Genomic DNA, 23,524 nt, shown 5'->3' with positions numbered 1-23,524 from the left:
GAACCTGCCCGGCCGTGGGGAACCTGCCCGGCGGTGGGGAACCTGCCCGGCGGTGGGGAACCTGCCCGGCCGTGGGGAACTTACCCGGCCGTCGGGAACCTGCCGGGCCGTCCGGGCGTCAAGCGGCGCCGCCCCACGGCGCCCCGCCGGTGGCCAGTGGCTTGGCGTCGCGGGCCAGTGCGGTCAGCCGGGAGATGGCCCGGAAGTACTTCTTCCGGTAGCCGCCGCGCAGCATCTCGTCGCTGAACAGCTCGTCGAAGGCCTTCCCGGAGGCCAGCACCGGCACCTCCCGGTCGTAGAGCCGGTCCGCGAGGACCACCAGGCGCAGCGCGGTGGACTGGTCGGGCACGGCCTGCACATCGGTGAGGCAGACCGCCTCGATGCCGTCGCACATCGCGCCGTAGCGGCTGGGGTGCACCTTCGACAGATGCGTCAGCAGGGACGGGAAGTCGTCGAGCGAGGCGCCGGGCGTGCGGTACGCCGCGCGGGTGACGGTCTCGTCGTCGTACGGGGCGGGCGCCTCGGGCAGACCGCGGTGGCGGTAGTCCTCACCGTCGATGCGCAGCGGGCGGAAGCGGGCGCTCAGCCCCTGGATCTCGCGCAGGAAGTCGGTGGCGGCGAACCGGCCCTCGCCGAGCTTGCCGGGCAGGGTGTTGGAGGTGGCCGCCAGGGCCACACCGTTGTCGACCAGCTTGCCGAGCAGGGTCGAGACCAGGACCGTGTCGCCCGGGTCGTCGAGCTCGAACTCGTCGATGCACAGCAGCTTGTGGTCACTGAGCGTACGGATGGTCTGCTGGAAGCCGAGCGCGCCCACCAGGTTGGTCAGCTCGACGAAGGTGCCGAAGGCCTTGCGCTCGGCCGGTGCGGGGGTGGCGTGCCACAGGGAGGCGAGCAGGTGGGTCTTGCCGACGCCGTAGCCGCCGTCCAGGTAGACGCCGCGGGGGCCCTGGGGGGCGGTCGCCTTCTTGGGGTTCCTGGCGAACCAGCGTCGCTTGCCGGCGGCCTTGCCCGTCCCGGTGCCCGCCCCGGCGTCGATGCTGTCCGCGAAGTCGCTCAGCACCTGCACGGCCTGGCCCTGGCTGGGCTGCTTCGCGTCCGGGATGTACGTGTCGAAGCGCGCGTCCTGGAAGCGCGGCGGGGGCACCATCTCGGCGACCAGGCGGTCGGCCGGGACGTGCGGGGCGCGGGCGGTGAGCGCGGCCGGGGACGTGCCGGGGGAGGTCCCGTCCCCGTCGGCCGGCGGTCCGGCTATCGGGTCGGTCTGCGGGGAGGAGGGCTGGGAAGGCGACACAGCTGTCCAGCCTATCTCGTCGCCGGTCTCCGAAGGTCCGCCGGGCGAGGCATGTCACACTGCGGCCATGCGACGCCTCTTTCCCGTCCCTGACCTGCTCGTATCCGGCCCCGGCGGCACGGCGCCCAGCGTCGGCGACGCGGCCCCCGGCTCCGGCTCCACGGCCTCCGCGGCGGCGCCCGCCGACCTCACCGACCGGGAGTGGACGCTGGACGAGCTGGCCGACGCCTACGCGTATCCGGCGGCGGACGACCTTGCGCACACGGGCCGCACCGGGTCCTCCGAGCTGTCCGCCCCCGTATGGCTGCGGGCCAACATGGTGTCATCCATGGACGGCGCGGCCCACCACGAGGGCCGTTCGCAGCCGCTCTCCTGCGCGGCGGACATGCGGATCTTCGGAGTGCTGCGGGGCCTGGCGGACGCCGTGGTGGTCGGCGCGGAAACGGTTCGCCAGGAGGGTTACCGGCCGGCCCGCGTCCGGGAGGCGTTCGCTGCCCGCCGGGCCGCCGCCGGCCAGGCCCCGGCGCCCGCCATCGCCGTGGTGACCGCCGGTCTGGGGCTGGACTTCACCCTCCCCCTCTTCACCGAGCCGCTCACCCCCACCCTCATCCTGACGGGCGCCGGCGCACCGGCCCATCGGGTGGCGCAGGCCCGCGCGGCGGGCGCCGAGGTGCTGTTCGCCGGTGAGGGGCTGGGCGTCGATCCGGCGCGGGTGCCGGCGGTACTGGCCGGACGGGGGTACACCCGGCTGCTCACGGAGGGCGGGCCGAAGCTGCTGGGGCAGTTCGCGGCGGCCGGGGTGCTGGACGAGATGTGCCTGACGCTGGCCCCGGTGGTCGCCGTCGGCGATGCGCCGAGAATCATGAGCGGGCCGGCCGTCCCGGTTCCCGAGCGGTTCGCTCTGGCGTCCGTACTGGAGGAGGCCGGGTTCCTGTTCACTCGCTACCGCCGGTCCTGACATTCGGCGGAATTATCTGTTCCGCTTAGCTTCCGTTGGGCACACTAAACCCCAACAGGTCCCGTGTGGCGACGGGGCAGGATGGTTTCTGTCGGGCGCCGCGCAGCGCTGCGCCCCGAAGCGAAGAAGGGCGTCCGTCGTGTTCACGAGCGTATTGATGATCGAGAAGCCTCTGACGCCCGCCGACGTCGAGTTTGTGACCACCCTGCACGGCGACGACCGGATCTCGTTCGTCGTTCTCATGCAGCCCCGCGGCAAACAGGACGTCCTGCTCCGGGCCATCGACGATGTCGCCCTCGGCGAGTTCGACGACGCCGTACGGGAGGGCGACGAGCCGGCCGGCGAGGCCGCGGAGGCCCCGGCCCAACTCGCCCTCTCCCGGACCCTCCAGGCCCTGCGCGACGCCGGCGCCGAGGCCGTCGGACAGGTGGTCGCGGACCACCCGCTGGACCTGCTGCGCAGCGTCGTCGACGAGACCGGCGCGGACGAGGTCATCGTGCTGACGGCGCCGCACTTCGTCGAGGAGTTCTTCCACCGCGACTGGGCCTCTCGCGCCCGCCACAAGGTCGGCGTACCCGTACTCAAACTCTTCTCGCACGCCGCGGACGACCAGCCCGCCGGCTGACCGCGAGGGGCCGTGAGGGGCCGTGAGGGGCTGAGTCATCCCTCACCGGGTGTCGCGTGCGTCCAGCCCCCGTCCGGTTCTCGTCTGGTCCTCGCCCAGCCCTCTTCGGCCGGTCCTCGTCCAGCCCTCCTCGGCCGGTGGCTCATCGGCATTTCATCGATGTTTCAGCGGCGGTGGCTACCGTCGCGCGGACATCGGCAGTCTCGTCGTCACGGCGCGAACCGCTCGGCGTGCCCCAGCGAGTACGTGCCTGTGCGGCGAGTACGGGTCACTTCCCGACCAGGAGGTCATGGTGAGCGAGCACCACCCCACCCGCAGGGGGATCCTGAAAGCCGTCGGCGGAATCTCCGCGGCGATGGCTCTCGGAGGTGGGAGCGTCGTGGCGACGGCGTCGCCCGCCAGTGCGGCCGACGACGGTTTCGGCCTGCACATCAAGGAGCGCAACGAGGAAGACCCCCGTATGTGGTACTACCGCTTCGGGACCGACGCCATCGGCTGGGACAACGGACCCGCGGTCAACGTCCTGCTCCCGGACGACTACCACAGCAGCGGACGCACCTACCCGGTCCTCTACCTGCTCCACGGCGGCCTGGGCGATTTCATGGAATGGGACCGGGCGGCGGAAGGAGGCATCCGTGCCTACACCGCCGGCCAGCCGCTCATCGTGGTCATGCCCGACGGCGGACAGGCGGGCTGGTACTCCGATCCGGTCAGCACCAACGTGGGCCCCCGGAACTGGGAGACCTTCCACATGCACCAGTTGCGCCCCTGGATCGAGGCGAACTTCCGGACGTACGCCGAGCAGGACGGCCGCGCCGTCGCCGGGTTCTCGATGGGCGGCTTCGGGGCACTGAAGTACGCGGTCAAGTACCCCGACCTCTTCGCCTCGGTGAGCGCCCACTCCGGCCCTCCCAGCCTGCGCGGCGACCTCGGTGCGGTCGCCCACTGGGCCAACGTGTCCTCCGCGGTGAAGGACCTGGCGGGCGGCACGATCTACGGCGAACCGTGGGACGAGGCCAAGGTCAGCGCCGACAACCCGATGGAGCACATCGAGAGCTTCCGGGACAAGCGGATCTTCCTGGTCGCCGGTACCAGCCCCGACCCGACGGACCCGTTCGGCTGGGGCAACGAGACCGAAGTGCTCCGCGGCCAGCGGGAGTTCAAGGCCGCACTCGACGGCGCCGGCATCCCGTACGAGCCGTACGAGGACGACGGCGGACACTTCCCCCGCCCCATCCGTGTCAGGACCGACATCCAGGGCATCGTCGACCGGCTCCGCAAGGCGTAGCGGCGCGGGCCGCGGCGTCTCCAGCCGCTGCGGCCACGCCTGCCCCGTACCCCCACGGTCCACGGCCGTGCCCCGTACGCCCCATGGTCTACGGCCGTGCCCCGTACGCCCCCATGGTCTACGGCCGGACGGCGCTTGCTCGAGGGCGCAGCCGGCCGTCCCGTACCTCGGCGATCTCGTCGACCGCGTCCAGATGGGTGTGGTCGTGGGTGACCAGCACAGTGGCGGTGGCCCGCTGGTGAGTGAGGGTCAGCAGCAGATCGAGGACCGCGGCGCCGCGTTCGTGGTCCAGGGCGCTGGTCGGCTCGTCCACGAGCAGGACGGCGGGGTCGTTCATCAGCGCGCGGGCGATGTTGATCCGCTGGCGCTGACCGCCCGAGAGCTGGTGCGGCCGCCGGTCGGCCTGGCCCTCCAGGCCGACCGCCGCCAGGAGCTCCAGCGCCCGGGACCGCGCCCGGCGAGGGGAGCCGCCGTCGAGATGGGCCATCACCTGCAGCTGTTCGGCGGCCGTCAGCGACGGCAGCAGGTTCGGCTGCTGGAAGACCGTGCCGATCCGGGTGCGGCGCAGCGCCGTCAGTTCGGCGCGGCCGAGGCCGGTGGTGTCCGTGCCGTCGATCACCACCCGTCCGCGCTCCGGGCGGATCAGGGTCGCGGCGACCGCGAGCAGGCTGGACTTCCCGGAACCGGACGGACCGATCACGGCGGTCAGGCACCCGGCGGGTACGGCCAGCGAGACCTCGTCCAGTGCGGTCAGCCGGGTGTCGCCGTCGGGGTAGGTGAGGGTGACATCGGTCAGTTCAAGACGTGCCGAGTTCATCGGGCTCATCGGACTCATGGGGTTCGTAGGACTCATGGGGCTCGTAGGACTCGTAGAACTCGTAGAACTCGTAGAACTCGTAGAACTCGTAGAACTCGTAGAACTCGTAGAACTCGTAGGGCTCGTCGGACTCATGGGGCTCATCGGGCGCTTCCCAGGGCGGTGAGGGGGTCTACGGACGTGATGCGGCGGATGGCGAGGGCGGCGCCGACGGCTCCCAGCGCGATCATGATCAGGGCTGGGAGCAGCACGGTGGACGGATCGAGCACGAAGGGCACCGCGTCGCCCATGGCGGCGCCCACCCCGGCCACCACCGCGGTACCCAGGCCCGTACCGATCGCCAGCAGGACGACCGCCTGGCCGAGCGCGTCGCGCAGCAGATAGCGGGTCGAGGCGCCCAGTGCCTTCAGCACGGCGATGTCGCCGCCGCGCTGGATCGTCCACACCGTGAAGAACGCGCCGATGACCAGCGCGGAGATGGCGAACAGGAAGCCGCGCATGAGCTGGAGGGAGCCGTGCTCGGCGGCGTACGAGCCAATGGCGTTCAGGGCGTCGTCGGCGGTGACGGCCCTGGTGCCGAGCCGCTCGTCGGCGGAGGGCAGTTCGGCCGACGCGGTGGTGGAGAGGGCGAGCACGGTCGCGCCCGCGGCGGCACCGGAACCGCCCGCCAGCCGTCGCCAGTCGTCCAGCGACGTCCAGACCACCGGTGTGTGGCTGTACATCGCCGGGCCGGAGACCGCCGTGACGCGGAGCGACCGTCCGCCGAGCGTCAGCGCGTCCCCGGCGCGCACGCCGAGCGAGGAGGCGGCCTTCGCGGACAGCACCACCGTCCCGTCGGCCACCTGCCCGGACGCCGGCTCCAGCCGCGAACCGGGCCGCACTCCGAACACCGACACCGCGGCCGTCCGCCCACCCGTCCCGACCTTGTCCGTCCCGGCCTCGCCCGGCGTGACGGTGCCCGCCTCGGCCTTCGTCGTGGCGATCCCCAGCGGCTCGGCGCTCCGCACTCCCGGCACCCGCGCCCACTCCCGTACGGTCCGCTCCGGCAGCCTGGAGTCGGTGAACGTGACGCCGCCGTCCCCGGCGGGTGCCGAGAAGACCAGGTGGTCGACGGGCAACGCGGTGATCGCCGAGGTGTTCTCCCGGCCCAGGCCCGCCGTCAGCCCGGACAGCAGGCCCACCAGCACCGTGATCAGCACGATCACGGCGCCCATCAGCGCGAACCGCCCCTTGGCGAATCTCAGGTCTCTCCAGGCGACGAACACCGGCTTTGCCATCCTCAGGTCCGGGCGCCGGACCCACTGCCCGGCGGCTGGCCCCCACCCTCGCCCCCGGAAGAGGGCCCGGGCATCGCGCCGCGGAGGGGTTCACCGGCGCCGAAAGGTGCGCCCCGGCATCAAACCTTCGGTTGATGCCGGGTGGCGGGAGCGGCCCGTAGCCTGAAGAGGCCGTGACCGAAGAAGCCGTGACCGATCACTCCCTCACTCCCGTCCTGCGGGTCCTGCGCAGCTGCCTCCATCTGATGGTGGCCGCGCTGCTCGCGCTCGCCGCCGTACGGGCGGTCGCCGACCGTGTTCCGGGCGCCCCGGCTGTGATCGTCACCGCCGTCGCACTGTTCGCCGTGTACGTGGCCGGCCCCCGGCTGCCGCGCGTCCGCAGCTCCACGGGCGCCGCGGGCCTCTGGCTCGGTGCCGTGGCGGCCCTCTGGCTGGTGCTGCTCGCCCTCACCCCGGACGGCGTCTGGCTGGCCTTCCCGCTCTTCTTCGTGCAGATGCACCTGCTGCCGCTGCGCTGGGCGCTGCCCGCCGTCGCCGCCACCACCCTCGCCGCCATCGCCGGATTCGGGTGGCACACCCACACCCTCAGTGTGGGCACGGTGCTCGGCCCCTTCCTGGGCGCCGCCGTCGCGGTCGCTGTCGTCCTGGGGTACGAGGCCCTCTACCGGGAGAGCGAACAGCGCCGCCGACTCATCGAGGAGCTCACCGCGACCCGCGGCGAACTGGCCGTCGCGGAACACTCCGCCGGGGTCCTCGCCGAGCGCGAACGCCTGGCCCGGGAGATCCACGACACCCTCGCCCAGGGCCTGTCCAGTATCCAGCTGCTGCTGCGCGCCGCCGAACGCGCCCTGCCGGAGCGGCCCGAAACGGCCCTCGGCCACGTCCGGCAGGCCCGTACGGCCGCCGTCGACAACCTCGCCGAGGCTCGCCGCTTCGTCCGGGCACTCAGCCCGCCCGATCTGGAGACGGGGTCCCTGCCGGCCGCCCTGGAACGGCTCTGCGCCACCACCGCCCGGGCGTCCGGCCTCTCCGTGCACTGCCAGGTCTCCGGCGCGCCCACCGCGCTGCCCACCCCGCACGAGGTCGCCCTGCTGCGCATCGCCCAGTCCGCGCTCGCCAACACCGTGCAGCACGCCCGGGCCGGCCGCGTCGAGCTCACCCTCAGCTACATGGACACCGAGGTGGCCCTGGACGTCGTCGACGACGGCGCCGGGTTCCGGCCCGCCGAGGTGCCCGCGCCGGGCTCCGCGGCGGCCCGCGGCACCGGCTTCGGCCTCGCCGCGATGCGCGCCCGGGCGCACGCGCTGCGGGGCACCCTCGCCGTCGAGTCCGCCCCTGGAGAGGGCACCGCCGTCGCGGTCACCCTGCCCTGCCCCGCCGCGCCCGCCCCACCGGAGACCGCCTCATGACCGTCCCCGACAGCACCCCGGACACCACCCCGGACACCGCCCCGGACGTCACCCCGGGAACTGCCCCGGATGTCGCCCCCATCCGGTTGCTGCTCGCCGACGACCACCCCGTCGTACGGGCCGGGCTGCGCGCCGTCCTGGAGACCGAGCCGGACTTCGAGGTCGTCGCCGATGTCGCCACCGCCGAACGGGCCGTCGAGCTCACCGCCGAGAGCACCATCGACGTGGTCCTTATGGACCTCCAGTTCGGCGGCCGGATGCTGGGCTCCCAGGCCACCGCCGCGATCACCGCCCGCCCCGGTGCCCCGCGCGTTCTGGTCCTGACCACGTACGACACCGACGCCGACATCCTCGCCGCCATCGAGGCCGGCGCCACCGGCTACCTCCTCAAGGACGCCCCTCCCGAGGAGCTGGCCGCCGCGGTGCGCACCGCCGCCGCCGGGAAGTCCGCGCTGGCGCCCACCGTCGCGCTGCGGCTGATGGACCGGATGCGTACGCCCGCCACCGCGCTCTCCCGCCGGGAGACCGAGGTGCTGCAGCTCGTCGCCGACGGCCTCTCGAACGCCGCGATCAGCAAGCGGCTCTTCCTCAGCCAAGCGACCGTGAAATCCCACCTTGTCCACATTTACTCGAAGCTCGGGGTGGACTCCCGTACGGCCGCGGTCGCCACCGCCACCGCGCAGGGCCTGATCCGCCGCTGAGAGCCGGCCCGCGGACCGCCCGGTGATCACCCGCGGACCGCCCGGCGGCCTCCGATACCGCCGGGTGGCCCCGGCCCGGCCCCGGCCGCGGCCCATGGCCCGCCGCTGTCAGTGCCGGGTGCGAGAATCATCGACAGCACGACAGCAGCACGACAGCAGCACGACACGACAGCATGACAGCGGCACGACAGGTGCGACCGCACGGACCGCACCACCGCCCGCGATGATCGACGATCAGGGAGACGCACCATGGCACCCGCCATCCCAGCCTCGATGGACCGGCCGCACTTCATCGGCATCGGCGGAGCCGGCATGTCGGGTATCGCCAAGATCCTCACGCAGCGCGGCGCCCAGGTGGCGGGAAGCGACGCCAAGGACTCCGCGACCGCCCAGGCCCTGCGCTCCCTCGGTGCCACGGTCCACATCGGCCACGCCGCCGGACACCTCGCCGCCGACGCCACCAGCGTCGTGGTCTCCTCCGCGATCCGCCCCGACAACCCCGAGCTGGCCGCGGCCCGTGAGCGCGGCATCCCCGTCGTGCACCGCTCCGACGCCCTCGCCTCCCTCATGGACGGCCTCCGCCCCATCGCCGTGGCGGGCACCCACGGCAAGACGACGACGACCTCCATGCTGGCCGTGTCCCTCGCCGCCCTCGGCCTCAAGCCCTCCTACGCCATCGGCGGCGACCTCGACGCACCGGGCTCCAACGCCGAGCACGGCGCCGGCGAGATCTTCGTCGCCGAGGCCGACGAAAGCGACCGCAGCTTCCACAAGTACGCGCCCGAGGTCGCCATCGTCCTCAACGTCGAGCTGGACCACCACGCCAACTACGCCTCGATGGACGAGATCTACGAGTCCTTCGAGACCTTCGTCGGCCGCATCCGCCCCGGCGGCACCCTGGTCATCGCCGCCGACCACCCCGGCGCCCGCGAGCTGACCGCACGGATCTCCGGCCGCCATGACATCCAGGTCGTCACCTACGGCGAGTCCGAGGACGCCGACGTCCGCATCCTCAAGGTCAACCCCCGCGGCCTGACCAGCGACGTCACCGTCACCCTCACCAGCGGCAAGATCCTCACCTTCACCGTCTCGGTCCCCGGCCGGCACTACGCCCACAACGCCGTCGCCGCCCTGGCCGCCGGAGTCGCCCTGGACCTGCCGCCGCACAACCTCGCGTCCGCGCTCGGCAAGTACACCGGCGTCAAGCGCCGCCTCCAGCTCAAGGGCGAGGCGGCCGGCGTCCAGGTCATCGACTCGTACGCCCACCACCCCACGGAGATGACCGCCGACCTGGAGGCCATCCGCGGCGCCGCCGCCGAGAACTCCAGGGTCCTGGTCGTCTTCCAGCCGCACCTCTTCTCCCGCACCCAGGAACTGGGCGCCGAGATGGGACAGGCGCTCGCACTCGCCGACGCCTCCGTCGTCCTGGACATCTACCCGGCCCGCGAGGACCCGATCCCGGGCATCACCAGCGCCCTGATCATCGACGCCGCCCGCGCCGCCGGCGCCGAGGTGACCCCCGAGAGCGACCAGACGGCCGTCCCCGCCCTGATCGCCGGAATGGCCAGGCCCGGCGACCTTGTTCTCACCATGGGCGCGGGCGATGTGACCGACCTCGGCCCCGCCATCCTGACCCACCTGGGCCGCTGAGCCCGGGCCGCCGAGCTGAGGAGAGGGACACCAGATGCCGTACGAGATCGACAAGCCCGACGAGCAGTGGCGCGACGAGCTGTCCCCCGCCGAGTACCACGTCCTCCGCGAGGCCGGCACGGAACCGGCCTTCGTCGGCGAATACACCGACACCAAGACCGCCGGCCTCTACTCCTGCCGCGCCTGCGGAGCCGAACTCTTCCGCTCCGACACCAAGTTCGAAAGCCACTGCGGCTGGCCGTCCTTCTACGACCCCAAGGACAGCGAAGCGGTCGAGCTGATCGAGGACCGCTCCCACGGCATGGTCCGCACGGAGGTCCGCTGCGCCCGCTGCGGCTCCCACCTCGGGCACGTCTTCGAGGGCGAGGGCTACCCGACGCCCACGGACCAGCGGTACTGCATCAACTCGATCTCGTTGCGGCTGCTCCCCGACGAGGGCTGACCGGGCGAGGACCGGCCGGCCTTCCGGGATGTCAGGTCACGTCGGCAGGACGGCCTGGATGCGGGAGAGGGTGAAGACCCTGAGATCTTCGCGGAGATGGCAGTACGCGGAGAGGAGAGGCGGGTCGAGTTCGAGTTCGCTCACCGTGCGGACGGTCCGGTTCCCTGAGGCCGCGAGGTACTCCAGGGTGATGGGTTCGTGTTCGTGGATGGCGTGGGCGAGCTGCCGGAGGTCCGTCAGGTTCAGGGCCTTCGCGTATCCGGCGAGGATCTCCTCGGTGTCGGTCCGGAAGGGGACGCCGCGGACCGGGTCGGGGTGCGGTTCGTGGTCCGGGGCGGACAGCAGGCGGAGCGCGAGTCCAGCGGCGGGGGCGGTGCGGCGGCGGTGCTGCCGGGGGCGGGGGAGGGGCTGCGCGGCCCGGGCCTGCTCGGGCCGTTCGAGGCGGACCGCTCCGTCCTCCGTCTCGGCCACCGGTGCGTACCCTTCTGCGCGCAGGGCGCCGAGCGCCTCGGGCAGCGGGGTGCGGCAGAGCAGGACGCCGGGAGCGATGCCGCGCAGCCCGAGCCGCGACAGTTCGCGGTGGGCGGCGATCTCGGCGAGCAGGGCTGTGTCGTTGCTGTGGATCACGCACGCGGCGGTGACGAGGCGGAGCCGTCCGTGCTTACGGGCGGCGTCGGAGATCAGGTGCGTGAGGGTCTGGGGCAGTGGACCGTCCGCGGCGTCGGAGAGGCCGGCCCGGATCTCGGCCGGTGTGCGGCCCGCGTCCAGCGCCCGGCGCAGCGATGACGGCCCGAACCGCCAGATGGACGCCGTGCCATGGGTCTCCCGGTCGGCGAGTGCGTCCAGGAGCGCCGCGAGGCGGCCGGTGGGAGCACCCATCACCACCGCGGTGAGGTCCGCTCCGATGCGGACCCTCGAGTCGGCGCCCGGCAGCAGGCGCCGGGCATGTGTGTGCAGGCGGCCTTCGTCACCGAGCAGCAGGGCCGCGCCGAACGGGGACAGCGCGCCGCGGGCGAGGACCCCCAGCAGCCCGGCCTCCCGGATCAGCCCGGCGAACGGCGTGGTGTCCTGGGGCAGTTCATGGGCGAGTGGCCGGTGCCAGGCCACGAGCGGTCCCAGGTCGGCCGGATCCCGTACGCCGTGGGAGCCGGGAAGGCCGGCTGCCGCGGTGAGCAGCCCCTGACGGGCCGCCAGGCAGCTGGCGCAGGCTGACGTACGCTCCACGGCCGGCAGCGCCTTGCCCTCGTCGTCACGGGAGCCGGAGGGCGTCAGGCCGAGCAGCCACCAGGAACGGAGGAGAGCGGCGAACTGGTCGGCGGGCTCCTGCCCGGCCCACCCGTCGTACGCCTCGGTGACCGACAGGGCGCGCTTCTCGTATGCCAGCAGCCCGGCGGCGTACGCGGTCTCCAGCACGAGGCGTACCACGGGCTCGTCGCATCCGACGGCCTTGCCGAGGCGGGCCAGTTCGCGTGCCCCGACGCCGCCGGACTTCAGTGCGGTCACGGGGCGGGCCGCGCATTCCCTCAGCAGTACGCCGGCTTGCACCGTGAAGGACGCGGCCGCGGCGGCCGCGTCGTTCTCCACGTCGGAGGCGGTGAGGGAGACGACCGGGGGCTCGGGCGGCGTCGGCTCGAAAGGGGCGTGCCAGCCGGGACCGCGCAGGGCGCGCACCACCTCGGCAGGCACGTGCGCCGGCTCCACCGACCAGCCCCGGCCGCCCACCAGCAGAGCTCGCTCCCACAGCCAGCGTTCTGCGGGATCCTCGGTGACCGAGCCGAACATGATGGGTGTCCGTTCGAGGCGGAGACGCCGCTCCAGGAGGTCCCTGGCCGCCGGTGGCGCGGAGTCGATCAGTGCCCGCAGCCGGTCGGAGTCACGGTGGTGGGCGAGCACGGCATCAAGACGTTCCCGCTTCCTGGCGCCGGGGGCGAGACCGAGCGTCGTCGCGATCCTGCGCAGTTCGTCGGACGTGGTGCCGGACAACAGCTCCTCGAGCCCGGGACCGAGACCGAGGGGTGCCTCCCAGGCATCACCCAGCGCCGCCGCCATGTGCAGCACACCGTCCGGGCCGGGCCAGACGAGTGCGTGCACGCCGAGCGTGCCCAGTGCCGTGTCGAGGCGGGCGGTGTCCGCGCCGAGCAAGCTCTCCAGTTCCGCACGCGGAGCGGGAGCGCCGAGGGCCGCGAGCGCCTCGGCGGCCTGCAGACAGGGAAGCGGCAGGAGGGGCAGCACCCGCGTGACGGAGCCCGGCCGTTGCAGCCGGTCGGCGAGCTCATCGAGGGTGCTCGGCTCCGGTGCGCCCGCGCAGTCGGGGCGTGCGTCGAGCACACCCTGCAACCGATCGGCGTCGAGGGTGCGCAGCCAATGCGTCAGCGCCGAGCCGTGGGAGCTGCCGATGTCCATCACCTGTTCTGCCAGAGCGGTTTGCCGGGCCCGGCCCACGGTAACGCCGTCAGCGGACAGCGCATGCACAGGCTTGACAACTGGCCCGTTCCTGCCTCGGCCACTCTGGTCAGACCCATGGCCCAGGTGCCGTCCCGAGGAACCCCGAGCCGTCCGGATCGTCACCGCCCCGCCTCCCCCGCAGCCGGTGGCAAAGATGCTGGGCTCCGGCAAAGGTGTGATGCTCGAAAAGGGGCGGATTCCGCACCGAGAGGTATCCCACGGGACTCGGGCGATCCCGACCGAAAAATCCGCACCGCTCCAGTGGGGCAGGCGACGGGAAGGATGCGTGTCCCATGTTTCTGTCACAGCTGTTTCAGGGCGAGCCGGTCCTTGAAGCCGTCGCTCGGAACGAGACGCGGATCAACAGGCAGCTCCATAACGACTTTTCCCCCGTCAACCGCCTGCAGAGCGCTCTGCTCATCTGGGATCCCGACAGCTTGCCGCAGTTCGGTGCCGACGGCGACTACGGCAACGAGACGGCCGCTGCCGTCGCCCGGTTCAAGCGGGAAGTCCTCCTCGTGCCCGCCGCCGAAGTGATCGACGACGTGGGTCCGCGCACGGTTTGGCGGCTGGACGAGAACGCCTACGGGGCGGAGGAGCATCCGCAGGAGCCGTTCACGCCTCAAGTGATCGTCAAGCTGGGCGACGAGGCGGCCGCGGAGATCCCGTACGAGGACGAAGCACAGGAGTTCCTCCCATCCCAGGACCGCGCGGCCTGGGACGGCGTCGCCATGGCCTTCCCGGACTTCCACCTCGCGCTCAACAGGGGGCTCCCGGGCGTCGACCCGGAGGCGGTACGGCAGTGGCTGAGCCGGAACGAAGAGGTCCACGGAACTCCGTCCCAGCCGCTGCTCTCCTTCTACGTGATCCCCCTGCCCGCAGGCTCGGCCGAGCAGGTCGCCACGGCTGTGGACGCCCTGCCGTTCGTCGAACACGCCTATGTCGAGCAGGAGGTGGTGCCGCCCGAGGTCGTGGCGGACGACCCCCTGATCGTGGGGCAGGGGTATGTGAGCGCGGCGCCGATCGGGGTCGACGGGCTGCACACCTGGGCGCTGCCGTTCACGGACGGGAGCCAGGTCCCTCGTTTCGTCGATCTGGAATGGGGCTGGCAGCTCACCCATGAAGACCTCGTGGACACGGACGGCGTCAACCGTGTCCGTATCCTCCCCAGTGGGAGGGTCGCCAGGGAACCGGGCCTGATCAACCACGGGACGAACGTGCTCGGAATCGTGATGGCGACCGATAACCGGAAGGGAATGCTCGGACTGGCGCCGAACGTCAGGACGTCGGTCGCCCCGGTGGAGACGCCGACCGGTATGGACCAGGTCGCGGTGGCCCTGGCCGTGATCGGTACGGTACCCGGCATCGAGCCCGGGAGCATCGTCCTGCTCGAGCTGCAGGATGTGCAGAACCGACCGCTCGAAACCGACCTGTTCATCCAGCTTGCCATTCAGGAGCTGACGAGGAAGGGCATCACGGTCGTCGAAGCCGCGGGCAATGGGTTCGGTGATGGCGTGAACCTCGACACCTTCGTGGCGCCGGGGCACCTCTTCGATTCCGGCCGGATCTTCGACCGCAACGACACCACCGGTGCCTTCTTCGACAGCGGCGCCGTCATGGTGGCCGCCGCGACCTCGACGCACCCGCACTCACGCATGCGCTTTCCGGACAACCAGAGCTCGAACCACGGGAATCGCGTCGACTGCTACGCGTGGGGCCAGAATATTCTGACGACCTCATCACTCCTGGACCCCGCGACGAACCAGCCGTACCGCACGAACTTCGGTGGTACGTCAGGTGCGTCGGCGATCATCGCGGGAGTCGCCGTGGTGCTGCAGAACATCCGACGCTCGGTCGTCGGCGACTTTCTGACGCCCGCCCAGCTTCGGGCACTTCTCAGCGACCGTTCCCTCAACACCCACTCCGCGGCCGCGGACGACTTCCGGATCGGCGTCATGCCCGACCTCGCCCGTCTCGAACCGGCGGTGAGGGCACTCTAGTCACTGCAGGCCCATGCTCGTCTTGCGCGCCCCGGCGGCTACCGACGTAATTCCTTTTCCTGGAGCTGCGGCACCACGCCGCTCCGGATGATGCTGCGGCAGAGGGGATCTCTGGTGCGATGCGTCCTTTCCGGGAATGGGGTGCGATCACTGGCCGGAATTGCGCTCTTTCGGCGTCAGGCTCCCCCGTTCACCCTTCGACCAAGGGCGATCCAGCGGAGTCGATGGGGGAGCCGCGATGGTCGAGCTGCTCTACGTGCCCGTACTGCCGACGAAACAGAATGCGCTCCGGGCATACGCATCTCTGGCGCTCTCGGTGCGGGCGAGAACGTCGCCGCTGTGGACCATCCCGCCTCGAGCAGGCCCGCTGCGCCGGCTGGGGCATCGGCCCGGGGCTCCGGTCGACCCTGATCCGGCTGCTCTCACGGAGTGGCTGCGTGGCAAGGTCATTGAGGTCAGGAAAGTCCAACAGGCGGTACCCGCATGGCTGGACGCCTTCCATGTGGAGGACGAGCCGGGGTCCGTCACCGCGGGTGTTCGGGAGCTCTTGGCCGACAGCCCATTGCGGCCGGTTACAGGCGTCGAGCGAGCCGAGTGGCAGACGGCCGCGTGCGTGGAGCTGGCGCGGGCGAGTGGAAACGGTCTGGGCATACGTGTCTTGCTGACCGGCCTCCCCGATGAGCGGCGTGCCGACGCCGTTCTGGCCCTGCTCGACCAGATAGGAACCCCGTCGTCCATTGCCGTCGATCTGCTCCTCGACTTGGGTGCTGTTACCGACGAATACCACCCGGCAGACAAGTGGGCGCTACGTGCCTTGGAATTGTTCGGCCCGCTTCACCAATGGCGCACGGTGGCCATGATGGCGGGTGCTTTCCCCCGCAGCCTGCCCGAGTCGTTCCACGCGTCGCCGGAGGAAGCGCACCGCTTCGACTGGGATTCCTGGCACATGGTCCGGCATGCCCGAGGCGAGCATCCGCTCCACGTGACGTACGGGGATTATGGAGCGCATCATGCCAGCGGCGCGGATCAGCCTTCGGACAGCGGGGGTGGCCCGCCATGGGGTGTCCTGCGCTACACGGCGGAGCGTACCTTTCTCCTGATCAAGGCACCGACCGAAGGTACGGATCGTTGTGTGGTCGTTCGTTCGCTCGCCCGGCAGCTCGTCGAAGCGCACGACTTCCGCGGGCCGGCGTACAGCGACGGGGAGCGGTGGCTCCGTGATTGCGCGTACGGGACGGGAGGTCCCGGCTCGGGCAATCACGCCACGTGGACCTGGGCAGGACACATCCAGCACATGACATATGTGCTACGAGAATTGCGAAGGTTACCCGGACAGGCAAGGGGTGTGCTTCCAGCCGGGGACTGAGGGTTCTTGCTCCCGTATGCCTGACGGGGTGCCAGGGGCCCGGGCGGAGAGTGCCCGGGCCCCGCGCGTGCCCCGTCGGGCCGTGCCCACGGCCGTCTCGTCGGGGCGGCCCGCGCCCGTCTCGTCAGGCCGGCATGGCGATCGCCGTTACCACCAGTCCCGACTCGACGAGCCAGCCCCCGCTGAATTCGGTGAGCTCCTCGCCCTTGACCCGGGGGCCGGGGACGAGGAGGCGGGCGGTGAAGGTGGCGTTCGTGGGGTCGAGGGTGAGGAGAGCGTCCTCGAAGCCCAGCCAGCGGTGGGCGAGCGGATACCACGCCTTGTAGACGCTCTCCTTCGCGCTGAACATCAGGCGGTCCCAGCAGACTTCGGGCTCCAGCACGGCCAGACGGCGGAGCTGGGCGCGCTCCTCCGGGAGCGTGACGAGGTCTATCACCCCGGGGTCCTCTATGGGCTCGTTGGGCTCCGCGTCCAGGCCGATCGTCAGCACGTCCCGTGCGCGGGCCACCGCGGCGGCGCGGTAGCCGGTGCAGTGCGTCAGAGCGCCGACGACGCCGGCCGGCCACTGCGGCGCCCGATCACGGCCCGGGAGCAGCGGCGCCGGGGCGATGCCCAGCCGGGACAGCGCGGCCCGGGCGCAGCCGCGTACGGTGCCGAACTCCTTCTGTCGCTTGGGCACCGCGTCCTTCACCAGCGCCCACTCCTCCGGATACATCTCGGACAGCGGGGCGTCCTGGAAGGCTTCGGAGGTCACCATCGGCGCCGGCAGCAGTTTGTCGATCATGCGCGGGCTCCCGCTGTTCCGGAGGTCACCGCGGCCGGGGCCGGCAGGATCTGCACGGGCCGGCCCGGTGCACCGGAGCGGCGTCGCCATTCCCGTGGGTAGCCGAGCGACACCTCCTGATGGGGCACGCCGTCGCACATCAACAGCCGGGGGATGTGCAGATGGCCGTAGACCACGGTGGCGGCGCGGAACCGGTGCGGCCAGTCGGCGGTGGCTTCCGTGCCGCACCACAGCGCGAACTCCGGGTACCACAGCGGCCGGGTGGGTTCGCGCACCACCGGCCAGTGGTTGATGAGCACGGTGGGCAGCTCCTCCGGTACGGCGGCGAGCCGGGCCTCGGTGGCCGCCACCCGCGCCCGGCACCACGCCTCCCGCGTCGGATACGGGTCCGGGTGCAGATGGAACTCGTCGGTGCACACCACCCCGGCCTTCTCGGCGTCGGCGAGCGCCTCGCCCTTCGACGCCAGTCCCGGCTTGCGGAAGGTGTAGTCGTAGAGGAGGAAGAGCGGTGCGATGACCGCCGGGCCGCCCGCGCCCTCCCAGACCGGGTACGGGTCCTCCGGGGTGAGCACGCCCAACTCCCGGCAGATCTCCACCAGATGGTCGTAACGGGCCACCCCGCGCAGCTGCACCGGGTCGTCGGGCGGCGTCCACAGCTCATGGTTGCCCGGCACCCACACCACCTTCGCGAACCGGCTGCTGAGCAGAGTGAGCACCCAGCGGACGTCTGCGACGTACTCGCCGACGTCGCCGGCGACCAGCAGCCAGTCGTCGGGGGACTCCGGTCTCAGCCCCTCGACGACCTCGCGGTTCTCCGGATAACGGACGTGCAGATCGCTGACGGCCACCAACCTGCCCGCACCGCTCCGTCCGGCGCTGGGAGCGGGGTCGGGGGCGGGGACGGTGACGGACAGCGGGGCAGAGCCGGTGGGGTCGGCGGGGCCGTCGGCGCCGGGTGCCAGGGTGCGGATCTCGTAGGTCACCATGGCAGTAAAGACGGTGCGCCGGTGAGAGTGAAGGGCGGGGCCCTGCCGTGCGGTATACGTCACCGGCCTGGTGGTGATGCCACTGGTCAGGTGGCGCTACCGGCCTGGTGGTGTTGCTGTCCCGGTGTGCTGGCGGACTGGTGGTGGTGCTGTCCTGGTGCGCTAGCGGACTGGTGATGGTGGTGCGCCGCCGCGTCGGATCCGGGTGGCCAGCCACAGGTCGAAGCGGTCGTCGGGGTCGTCGAGGCGACGGCCGGTCAGGTCCATGGCCTTGTCGAGGCGATTGCGTACGGTGTGCCGGTGGACGCCGAGGCGCCGGCTGGTGGCGTCCCAGGCGCCGCCGGTCTCCAGCCAGGCCGCCAGGGTGGCGATCAACTCCTCGCCGTTGTCTGCGAGATCGAGCGGGCCCAGCACGGTGTCCGCGTAGCCCTGCAGCGTACGGCGGTCGGCGAGGTCGAGCAGCAGCCGGCTGGCCTGACTCTGCCGCGCCTCGGCCGGCTCGCCGCCGGCCCGGCTGACGGCGAGCAGCCCGGCCGCTTGCCGCAGCGAGACCCGTACCGCCTCGGGGGCGGTGGCCGGGCCGATACCGGCCGGGCAGCCCGGCGCGAAGCGGGCCAGCACATCGCGGACATCCAGGTCGTCGCCGACCACCGCCTCGATGAGCCCGCCCGGCGTGCCGCCGGCCGCGCCGTCCGTGACCCGGACCAGACCGCCGGGCATCGCCAGCGCCAGATCCGCGGCCACCTCCTGTGCGGCGGCCACCTCCTGTGCGGCGGCCACCTCCTGTGCGGCGGCCGCGTCCTGTGCGGCGGCCGCGTCCTCTCCGGCCGCGTCCACTCCGGACTCGTCCGCGTACTCCCTGTGGTCCCCGTGGTCCCTGTCGTCCCTGCCCATGCGGTTCCCGGATGCGCCGCTCTCGTCCACGGAGCCCGGAACAACGGCCCCCGCTCGGCCGGCTCGGCCCGTGCCGGCTCGCTCACAGCCCCCACCTGCCGTCGCCACCACGATCCCCCGCACCCGCTCGCTCGTCAGCCCCACCGAGTGCAGCATGTCCCGGGCCCGGTCCGAGGCTGGACGCTCCTCGGCCAGCAGCTCCGAGAGCAGCGCTGACCTGCGGCGACGCTCCGGTTCATCGCGTAGATGGCGGCGCTCCAGCTCCAACGACAGCAGGGAGACCAGACCGGGGACGACAGAGCGGGCGGCCTCGTCCGGGCGCCCGGTGAGCAGCAGCAGGCCGCGCAGCCGTCGCGCGCCCAGCGGCTGCACCTCCAGCTGCTGCCCTCCGACCGTGCTGGACGCGCTGCCGCGCAGGCCGCGGGCGGCGACCCGTTCGATCAGGTCGCGCGCCCGCTCCAGCGGCGGCTGCGGCTCTCGCTCGCCCGCGGCCAGCAGCCGCCCCAGCGGATCGAGCACCGCGGCGCCCACTCCTGTGGCGGCCGTCCACTCCGCGAGCATCGGCCGCAGCCCGTCGCCGGCCGCCGCGGCGGTCAGTCGCCGCTGCGTGGCGAAGGCCCGTTGCAGCGCCTCGCGCTGCTCATCGGCCCGGGCATCGAAGACGGCCTTGGTGACGGCGATGAACGGCACCCCGTCCGGCACCGTCAGCAGAGGCAGCCCCGCCTCCTCGGCCGCCGCCACCAGCGGCTCCGGCGCCCGCTGATAGGGCAGTCCCTGACCGAGCCCGAGCGCCAGGCAGGCCGCTCCGCCTTCGGCCACGTCCCGGACGTACGCCCGGCAGGCGGCCGGCTCGCTCGGCAGCAACAAGCCGATGGTCATCAGGAGTTCACCGCCCTGCAGCCACTTTCCCGGTACCAGCAGATCCGAGACGGTCGCCGCCTCGATCGAACGGACCAGCAGCTGTGGCGGCACGTCGTAGGCGACCGAGAGGCGGAGATCGGGCCGGGCGAGGAGGTCGGAGATACAGAGGGGCATGGACCCAGTGTCCATCACCTCTCCGCTACTCCTCTGAACCTCTCCGCTACTCCTCTGATCTTCTCCGCTACGCCTCTGATCAGTGGAAATCCGGGGTTCTTGACGCCGCCCACACCCACACGGATGCGCATACTCCGATTCGGTCCGGTCGACAGGGGCGATCAGTGAGCCATTGGTGGTTACTCGCTGGGCGAGAAGTGGGGGAGTGGCGATTGCCGCCTTATGGCGGACCAGCGCGGCGGAATATGAGCTCCCGGAGGGATACGAGCGGCGGAGGGATGTGGGTGTGTATGCGGGCGGCCTTTCTGGTGGCTCCGCAGGGCGTCGAGGAGCGCGAGCTGACCGGGCCCTGGAAGGCGGTGACCGCGGCGGGCGGCACTCCGACGCTGATCTCGACCTCCGTCGGCAGGATCCAGGCGTACCACCATCTCGACAAGGCGGGCACCTTCCCCGTCGATCTGACGGTGGACGAGGCGACCGAGGCGGACTTCGACGGCCTGGTGCTGCCCGGCGGGGTGGCCAATCCGGACACGTTGCGTCTGAACAGCACGGCCGTGGCGTTCATCAGGTCGTTCTTCGACGCGGGGAAGCCGGTGGCCGCCATCTGCCACGCGCCGTGGACGCTGGTCGAGGCCGATGTGGTGCGCGGCCGCACACTCACTTCCTGGCCGAGCGTGCGGACCGATATCCGTAACGCGGGCGGTACCTGGGTCGACGAACCGGTCGTGATCTGCTCCGACGGGCCGAACACGCTGATCACCAGCCGGAGGCCGGGCGACCTGGAGGCCTTCTGTGCGGCGATGGTGGCGGAATTCTCCCCTTAGATCTCTCTAGTCGGCAGATCGCTCTAGTCGGCGCGGCCCGTCGCCGCCACCGTCACACCCAGGCCGATCATGGCAAAGCCGCCCGCCCCGCCGACCATCGACAGGCGGCGGTCCGAGCGGGCGAACCAGGAACGGGCCGCCGAGGCTCCCAGGCCCCACAGGGTGTCCGTCATCAGGCCGATGGCGACCGGGACCAGGCCCAACAGCATCATCTGGACGGGCACATGGCCCGCCGAGTGATGCACGAACTGCGGCAGCACCGCCGCGAAGAAGACGATCCCCTTCGGATTGGTCACTCCCACGAGGATGCCGTCCAGGATCGTGCGCAGATCGCCGCGCCGCTCACCCGCCGGGACCTCCATGTCCGCCGCGCACAACTCCTTGCGATGCCGGAACGCCTGTATGCCGAGGTGGACGAGGTACGCCGCGCCGGCCAGCTTCACGCCCAGGAACACCGTCGCCGACCGCTCCACCAGCGCGCCGAGGCCCCACGCCACGGCGATCACCAGGAGGTACGAACCGACCATGTTGCCCAGGACCGTCGCGAGCGCCGTGCGACGTCCGTGCGCGAGGGCCCTGCCGATCACGAACAGTACGCTCGGCCCCGGAACCACGATCACCAGCAGCGACATCGCCGCGAACGCGAGAATGCTCTCCGCGGACACCATGAGTCCGTCACCTCCTGGAGTGCTTGCCGGGGGCCATGCAAACAGACGGCGGACCGTCCGCTCCAGGCGCATCCACATGCCGATACGGGCCCTACGGGCTCTAGGGGCCCAGGAGGGTCACGGATTCCGGTGGTAGGTGCAGCACGTCGGGTGTGCCGGGTGCGTCCTGTGCGTGGGGGAGGTGGGGCCGGGGCCAGCCGGCGAGGGGCTTCCGAGGGGTGGGGGCCGGGGGGAGCGGGATGCGGGCGGTGGTGTCGTGGGCGAGGTTGGCCGCTACCCACAGCGGGCCGCGCCGCAGCAGCAGCCAGCGGGCTTCCTCGTCGTAGCGGACGCTGGTGTGGCGCGGATCAGGGTCCGTCAGGGCCGGCAGCTCGTGGCGGAGCGTCAGCAGGGTTCGGTGCCAGGCCAGCAACGAGCGGTGCGGTTCCCGGGCCGGCTCGTTCCAGTCCAGGACGCTGCGTTCGCGGGTGGCCGGGTCCTGCGGGTCGGGCCACTCGGCGCTGTCGCCCGTCCACTCGTGTGCGGCGAACTCGCGCCGCCGCCCCGCCCGTACGGCCTCCGCCAGCTCCGGATCCGTGTGATCGGTGAAGTACTGCCAGGGAGTGGCCGCTCCCCACTCCTCGCCCATGAACAGCATCGGAGTGAACGGTGAGCAGAGCACCAGTGCGGCGGCGCAGGCGAGCAGCCCGGTGGAGAGGCTCGCGGAGAGCCGGTCGCCGAGTGCCCGGTTGCCGATCTGGTCATGCGTCTGGGCGTACGCCAGCAGCCGGTACGCGGGCGTGGTGCGCAGGTCGAGCGGCGCCCCGTGCGCCCGGCCGCGGAAGCTGGAGTATGTGCCGTCGTGGAAGAAGCCCCTGGTCAACGTCTTGGCGAGGGCGGCGAGCGGGGCGCGTGCGAAGTCGGCGTAGTAGCCCTGGGCTTCACCGGTGAGCGCGGTGTGCAGGGCATGGTGGAAGTCGTCGTTCCACTGCGCGTGCAGGCCTTGGCCGCCGCTGTCGCGAGGGGCGGTGGTGCGCGGGTCGTTCAGGTCGGATTCGGCGATCAGGAACAGGGGGCGCCCCCACTGCCGGGCCAGCCCGTCCACCGCCGCGGACAGCTTGGCGAGAAAGTGCGGGGTGCGGTCGTCATGCAGTGCGTGGACGGCGTCCAGCCGCAGCCCGTCGAGCCGGTAGTCGCGCAGCCAGGACAGCGCGTTCGAGAGAAGGTAGCCGCGCACCTCGTCGGAGCCGGCGGCGTCCAGGTTGACCGCCGCGCCCCACGGCGTGCGATGGGCCTCGGTGAAGTACGGTCCGAAGTCCGGAAGATGGTTGCCGGCCGGTCCGAGGTGGTTGTACACGACGTCGAGGACGACGCCGAGACCGAGGCCGTGCGCCGTGTCCACGAACCGTTTCAGCCCGTCGGGCCCGCCGTACGGCTCGTGCACGGCCCAGGGCGCGACCCCGTCGTATCCCCACCCGTGGACACCGGGGAACGGGCAGACCGGCATCAGCGAGACGTGGGTGATCCCCAGGTCGGCGAGGTGCCGCAGCCGCGCGGCCGCGGCGTCGAAGGTGCCCTCCGGGGTGTACGTACCGATGTGCAGCTCGTAGAGGACCGCGCCGGGCAGCGGGCGGCCGGGCCACGGATGCCGCCAGTCGAACCGGTCGTGCTCGACGACCGCGGCGGGTCCGCCGGGGCCGTCCGGCAGCCGGACGGCACGCGGGTCGGGCAGCGGTGGCCCGTCGTCGAGCCGGAAGGCGTAGCGGTCGCCGTCGTGGGCCGGAGCCTCCGCGCACCACCAGCCGGCGCGGTCGGCGTCCCGCTCCATCGGGACCGGCGGCTGACCGGCCCGTTCCCCCGCCCACTGCAGAGCGACCCGCCCGGCCTTCGGCGCCCACACCTCGAACAGCACGGCCGTCCTCCCTCCTTCGTCGGCACCTGGTCCTTCGTCGGTCCCTGGTCTTTCGTCGGTTCCTGGTCTTTCGCGTGCTCCCGGTCCGGACGAACCAGGGACGAACCAAGCATGCCGCCGCACCGCCCTGCGTGTCCTGCCACCCACCGTCCCGCGCGCGTACCGCCCGTCCC

The 23,524-nt window shown here is 71.9% G+C and carries 19 protein-coding genes; 10 read left to right on the top strand and 9 right to left on the bottom strand.

The genetic code is table 11. The features are described from left to right. Window positions 1-118 precede the first annotated feature (118 nt). Entirely contained in the window at window positions 119-1,291 is a 1,173-nt protein-coding gene (gene zapE, locus ACFY12_RS20270) for a cell division protein ZapE (protein ID WP_390717186.1), read from the bottom strand. A gap of 67 nt (window positions 1,292-1,358) precedes the next feature. On the opposite strand from zapE, the gene ACFY12_RS20265 reads away from it, so the two are divergent. The 3 genes from ACFY12_RS20265 (at window position 1,359) to ACFY12_RS20255 (ending at window position 4,162) form a co-directional block, all read left to right on the top strand. Then, window positions 1,359-2,249, top strand: a complete 891-nt coding sequence (locus ACFY12_RS20265; protein ID WP_390717185.1) for a dihydrofolate reductase family protein — start codon at window positions 1,359-1,361, stop codon at window positions 2,247-2,249. Between the two features lie 139 nt (window positions 2,250-2,388). Beyond that, complete coding sequence (locus ACFY12_RS20260; RefSeq protein WP_390717184.1) at window positions 2,389-2,874, top strand: indole-3-glycerol phosphate synthase; 486 nt, start codon at window positions 2,389-2,391, stop codon at window positions 2,872-2,874. 289 nt (window positions 2,875-3,163) lie between these two features. Further along, the gene (locus tag ACFY12_RS20255; protein ID WP_390717183.1) at window positions 3,164-4,162 is read left to right on the top strand and encodes an alpha/beta hydrolase; all 999 of its coding nucleotides are present in this window, start codon (window positions 3,164-3,166) and stop codon (window positions 4,160-4,162) included. Between the two features lie 118 nt (window positions 4,163-4,280). Here the strand turns inward: ACFY12_RS20255 and ACFY12_RS20250 are convergent, their stop codons facing one another. Both ACFY12_RS20250 and ACFY12_RS20245 read right to left on the bottom strand, forming a co-directional pair. Further along, window positions 4,281-4,979 carry an ABC transporter ATP-binding protein gene (locus ACFY12_RS20250; protein WP_390717182.1) on the bottom strand — a complete coding sequence of 233 codons (699 nt, stop codon included), beginning with the start codon at window positions 4,977-4,979 and terminating at the stop codon, window positions 4,281-4,283. Window positions 4,980-5,119: 140 nt separating this feature from the next. Then, complete coding sequence (locus tag ACFY12_RS20245; protein WP_390717339.1) at window positions 5,120-6,244, bottom strand: ABC transporter permease; 1,125 nt, start codon at window positions 6,242-6,244, stop codon at window positions 5,120-5,122. Window positions 6,245-6,444: 200 nt separating this feature from the next. On the opposite strand from ACFY12_RS20245, the gene ACFY12_RS20240 reads away from it, so the two are divergent. The 4 genes from ACFY12_RS20240 to msrB all read left to right on the top strand — a co-directional run bounded on the left by ACFY12_RS20240 (window position 6,445) and on the right by msrB (window position 10,458). Beyond that, on the top strand, window positions 6,445-7,665 hold the full coding sequence (locus ACFY12_RS20240) for a sensor histidine kinase (protein ID WP_390717181.1): 1,221 nt from the start codon (window positions 6,445-6,447) through the stop codon (window positions 7,663-7,665). After that, window positions 7,662-8,366, top strand: coding sequence for a response regulator (locus ACFY12_RS20235; RefSeq protein WP_390717180.1), 705 nt, complete (start codon window positions 7,662-7,664; stop codon window positions 8,364-8,366). Before ACFY12_RS20240 ends, ACFY12_RS20235 begins: the two co-directional genes overlap by 4 nt. Window positions 8,367-8,615: 249 nt before the next feature. Then, complete coding sequence (gene murC / locus ACFY12_RS20230) at window positions 8,616-10,016, top strand: UDP-N-acetylmuramate--L-alanine ligase (protein ID WP_390717179.1); 1,401 nt, start codon at window positions 8,616-8,618, stop codon at window positions 10,014-10,016. 34 nt (window positions 10,017-10,050) lie between these two features. Further along, complete coding sequence (gene msrB, locus ACFY12_RS20225) at window positions 10,051-10,458, top strand: peptide-methionine (R)-S-oxide reductase MsrB (RefSeq protein WP_390717178.1); 408 nt, start codon at window positions 10,051-10,053, stop codon at window positions 10,456-10,458. Window positions 10,459-10,494: 36 nt separating this feature from the next. Here msrB and ACFY12_RS20220 read toward each other — a convergent pair whose 3' ends face one another. Continuing rightward, window positions 10,495-12,861 (bottom strand): helicase-associated domain-containing protein, encoded by a 2,367-nt coding sequence (locus tag ACFY12_RS20220; protein ID WP_390717177.1) that lies wholly within the window; start codon window positions 12,859-12,861, stop codon window positions 10,495-10,497. 335 nt (window positions 12,862-13,196) lie between these two features. Between ACFY12_RS20220 and ACFY12_RS20215 the strand changes: the two genes are divergently transcribed. Together ACFY12_RS20215 and ACFY12_RS20210 are read left to right on the top strand one after the other, a co-directional pair. Beyond that, window positions 13,197-14,903, top strand: a complete 1,707-nt coding sequence (locus tag ACFY12_RS20215; RefSeq protein ID WP_390717176.1) for a S8 family serine peptidase — start codon at window positions 13,197-13,199, stop codon at window positions 14,901-14,903. A 238-nt stretch (window positions 14,904-15,141) separates the two neighbouring features. After that, window positions 15,142-16,269 carry a hypothetical protein gene (locus ACFY12_RS20210; protein ID WP_390717175.1) on the top strand — a complete coding sequence of 376 codons (1,128 nt, stop codon included), beginning with the start codon at window positions 15,142-15,144 and terminating at the stop codon, window positions 16,267-16,269. A gap of 124 nt (window positions 16,270-16,393) precedes the next feature. Here the strand turns inward: ACFY12_RS20210 and ACFY12_RS20205 are convergent, their stop codons facing one another. The 3 genes from ACFY12_RS20205 to ACFY12_RS20195 form a co-directional block, all read right to left on the bottom strand. Next, window positions 16,394-17,053 carry a 4'-phosphopantetheinyl transferase gene (locus ACFY12_RS20205; RefSeq protein ID WP_390717174.1) on the bottom strand — a complete coding sequence of 220 codons (660 nt, stop codon included), beginning with the start codon at window positions 17,051-17,053 and terminating at the stop codon, window positions 16,394-16,396. Further along, entirely contained in the window at window positions 17,050-18,036 is a 987-nt protein-coding gene (locus ACFY12_RS20200) for a metallophosphoesterase family protein (protein ID WP_390717338.1), read from the bottom strand. The genes ACFY12_RS20205 and ACFY12_RS20200 overlap by 4 nt, the downstream gene beginning before the upstream one ends. 165 nt (window positions 18,037-18,201) lie before the next feature. Beyond that, window positions 18,202-19,968: a PucR family transcriptional regulator gene (locus tag ACFY12_RS20195; protein WP_390717173.1), complete on the bottom strand. Its 1,767-nt coding sequence runs from the start codon at window positions 19,966-19,968 to the stop codon at window positions 18,202-18,204. A gap of 290 nt (window positions 19,969-20,258) precedes the next feature. On the opposite strand from ACFY12_RS20195, the gene ACFY12_RS20190 reads away from it, so the two are divergent. Continuing rightward, on the top strand, window positions 20,259-20,792 hold the full coding sequence (locus tag ACFY12_RS20190; protein WP_390717172.1) for a type 1 glutamine amidotransferase domain-containing protein: 534 nt from the start codon (window positions 20,259-20,261) through the stop codon (window positions 20,790-20,792). Window positions 20,793-20,815: 23 nt separating this feature from the next. On the opposite strand, the gene ACFY12_RS20185 is transcribed toward ACFY12_RS20190, so the two are convergent. Together ACFY12_RS20185 and treZ are read right to left on the bottom strand one after the other, a co-directional pair. Beyond that, window positions 20,816-21,460 (bottom strand): LysE family translocator, encoded by a 645-nt coding sequence (locus ACFY12_RS20185; RefSeq protein WP_390717171.1) that lies wholly within the window; start codon window positions 21,458-21,460, stop codon window positions 20,816-20,818. A 100-nt stretch (window positions 21,461-21,560) separates the two neighbouring features. After that, complete coding sequence (gene treZ, locus ACFY12_RS20180; protein WP_390717170.1) at window positions 21,561-23,351, bottom strand: malto-oligosyltrehalose trehalohydrolase; 1,791 nt, start codon at window positions 23,349-23,351, stop codon at window positions 21,561-21,563. Between the last annotated feature and the right edge of the window lie 173 nt (window positions 23,352-23,524).

This window comes from Streptomyces sp. NPDC001339 (genome assembly GCF_042895955.1).
In the GTDB taxonomy this organism is placed as follows: Bacteria; Actinomycetota; Actinomycetes; order Streptomycetales; family Streptomycetaceae; genus Streptomyces.
This window is presented reverse-complemented; position numbering and strand designations above follow the sequence as displayed.

Coding starts and splice junctions, on each gene's coding strand:
- ACFY12_RS20250 (WP_390717182.1), bottom strand. CDS start 4,979: ATGAACTCGGCACGTCTTGAACTGACCGATGTCACCCTCACCTACCCC.
- murC (WP_390717179.1), top strand. CDS start 8,616: ATGGCACCCGCCATCCCAGCCTCGATGGACCGGCCGCACTTCATCGGC.
- ACFY12_RS20235 (WP_390717180.1), top strand. CDS start 7,662: ATGACCGTCCCCGACAGCACCCCGGACACCACCCCGGACACCGCCCCG.
- ACFY12_RS20205 (WP_390717174.1), bottom strand. CDS start 17,053: ATGATCGACAAACTGCTGCCGGCGCCGATGGTGACCTCCGAAGCCTTC.
- ACFY12_RS20265 (WP_390717185.1), top strand. CDS start 1,359: ATGCGACGCCTCTTTCCCGTCCCTGACCTGCTCGTATCCGGCCCCGGC.
- msrB (WP_390717178.1), top strand. CDS start 10,051: ATGCCGTACGAGATCGACAAGCCCGACGAGCAGTGGCGCGACGAGCTG.
- ACFY12_RS20220 (WP_390717177.1), bottom strand. CDS start 12,861: ATGGACATCGGCAGCTCCCACGGCTCGGCGCTGACGCATTGGCTGCGC.
- ACFY12_RS20215 (WP_390717176.1), top strand. CDS start 13,197: ATGTTTCTGTCACAGCTGTTTCAGGGCGAGCCGGTCCTTGAAGCCGTC.
- ACFY12_RS20255 (WP_390717183.1), top strand. CDS start 3,164: ATGGTGAGCGAGCACCACCCCACCCGCAGGGGGATCCTGAAAGCCGTC.
- ACFY12_RS20195 (WP_390717173.1), bottom strand. CDS start 19,968: ATGCCCCTCTGTATCTCCGACCTCCTCGCCCGGCCCGATCTCCGCCTC.
- ACFY12_RS20210 (WP_390717175.1), top strand. CDS start 15,142: ATGGTCGAGCTGCTCTACGTGCCCGTACTGCCGACGAAACAGAATGCG.
- ACFY12_RS20185 (WP_390717171.1), bottom strand. CDS start 21,460: ATGGTGTCCGCGGAGAGCATTCTCGCGTTCGCGGCGATGTCGCTGCTG.
- ACFY12_RS20190 (WP_390717172.1), top strand. CDS start 20,259: ATGCGGGCGGCCTTTCTGGTGGCTCCGCAGGGCGTCGAGGAGCGCGAG.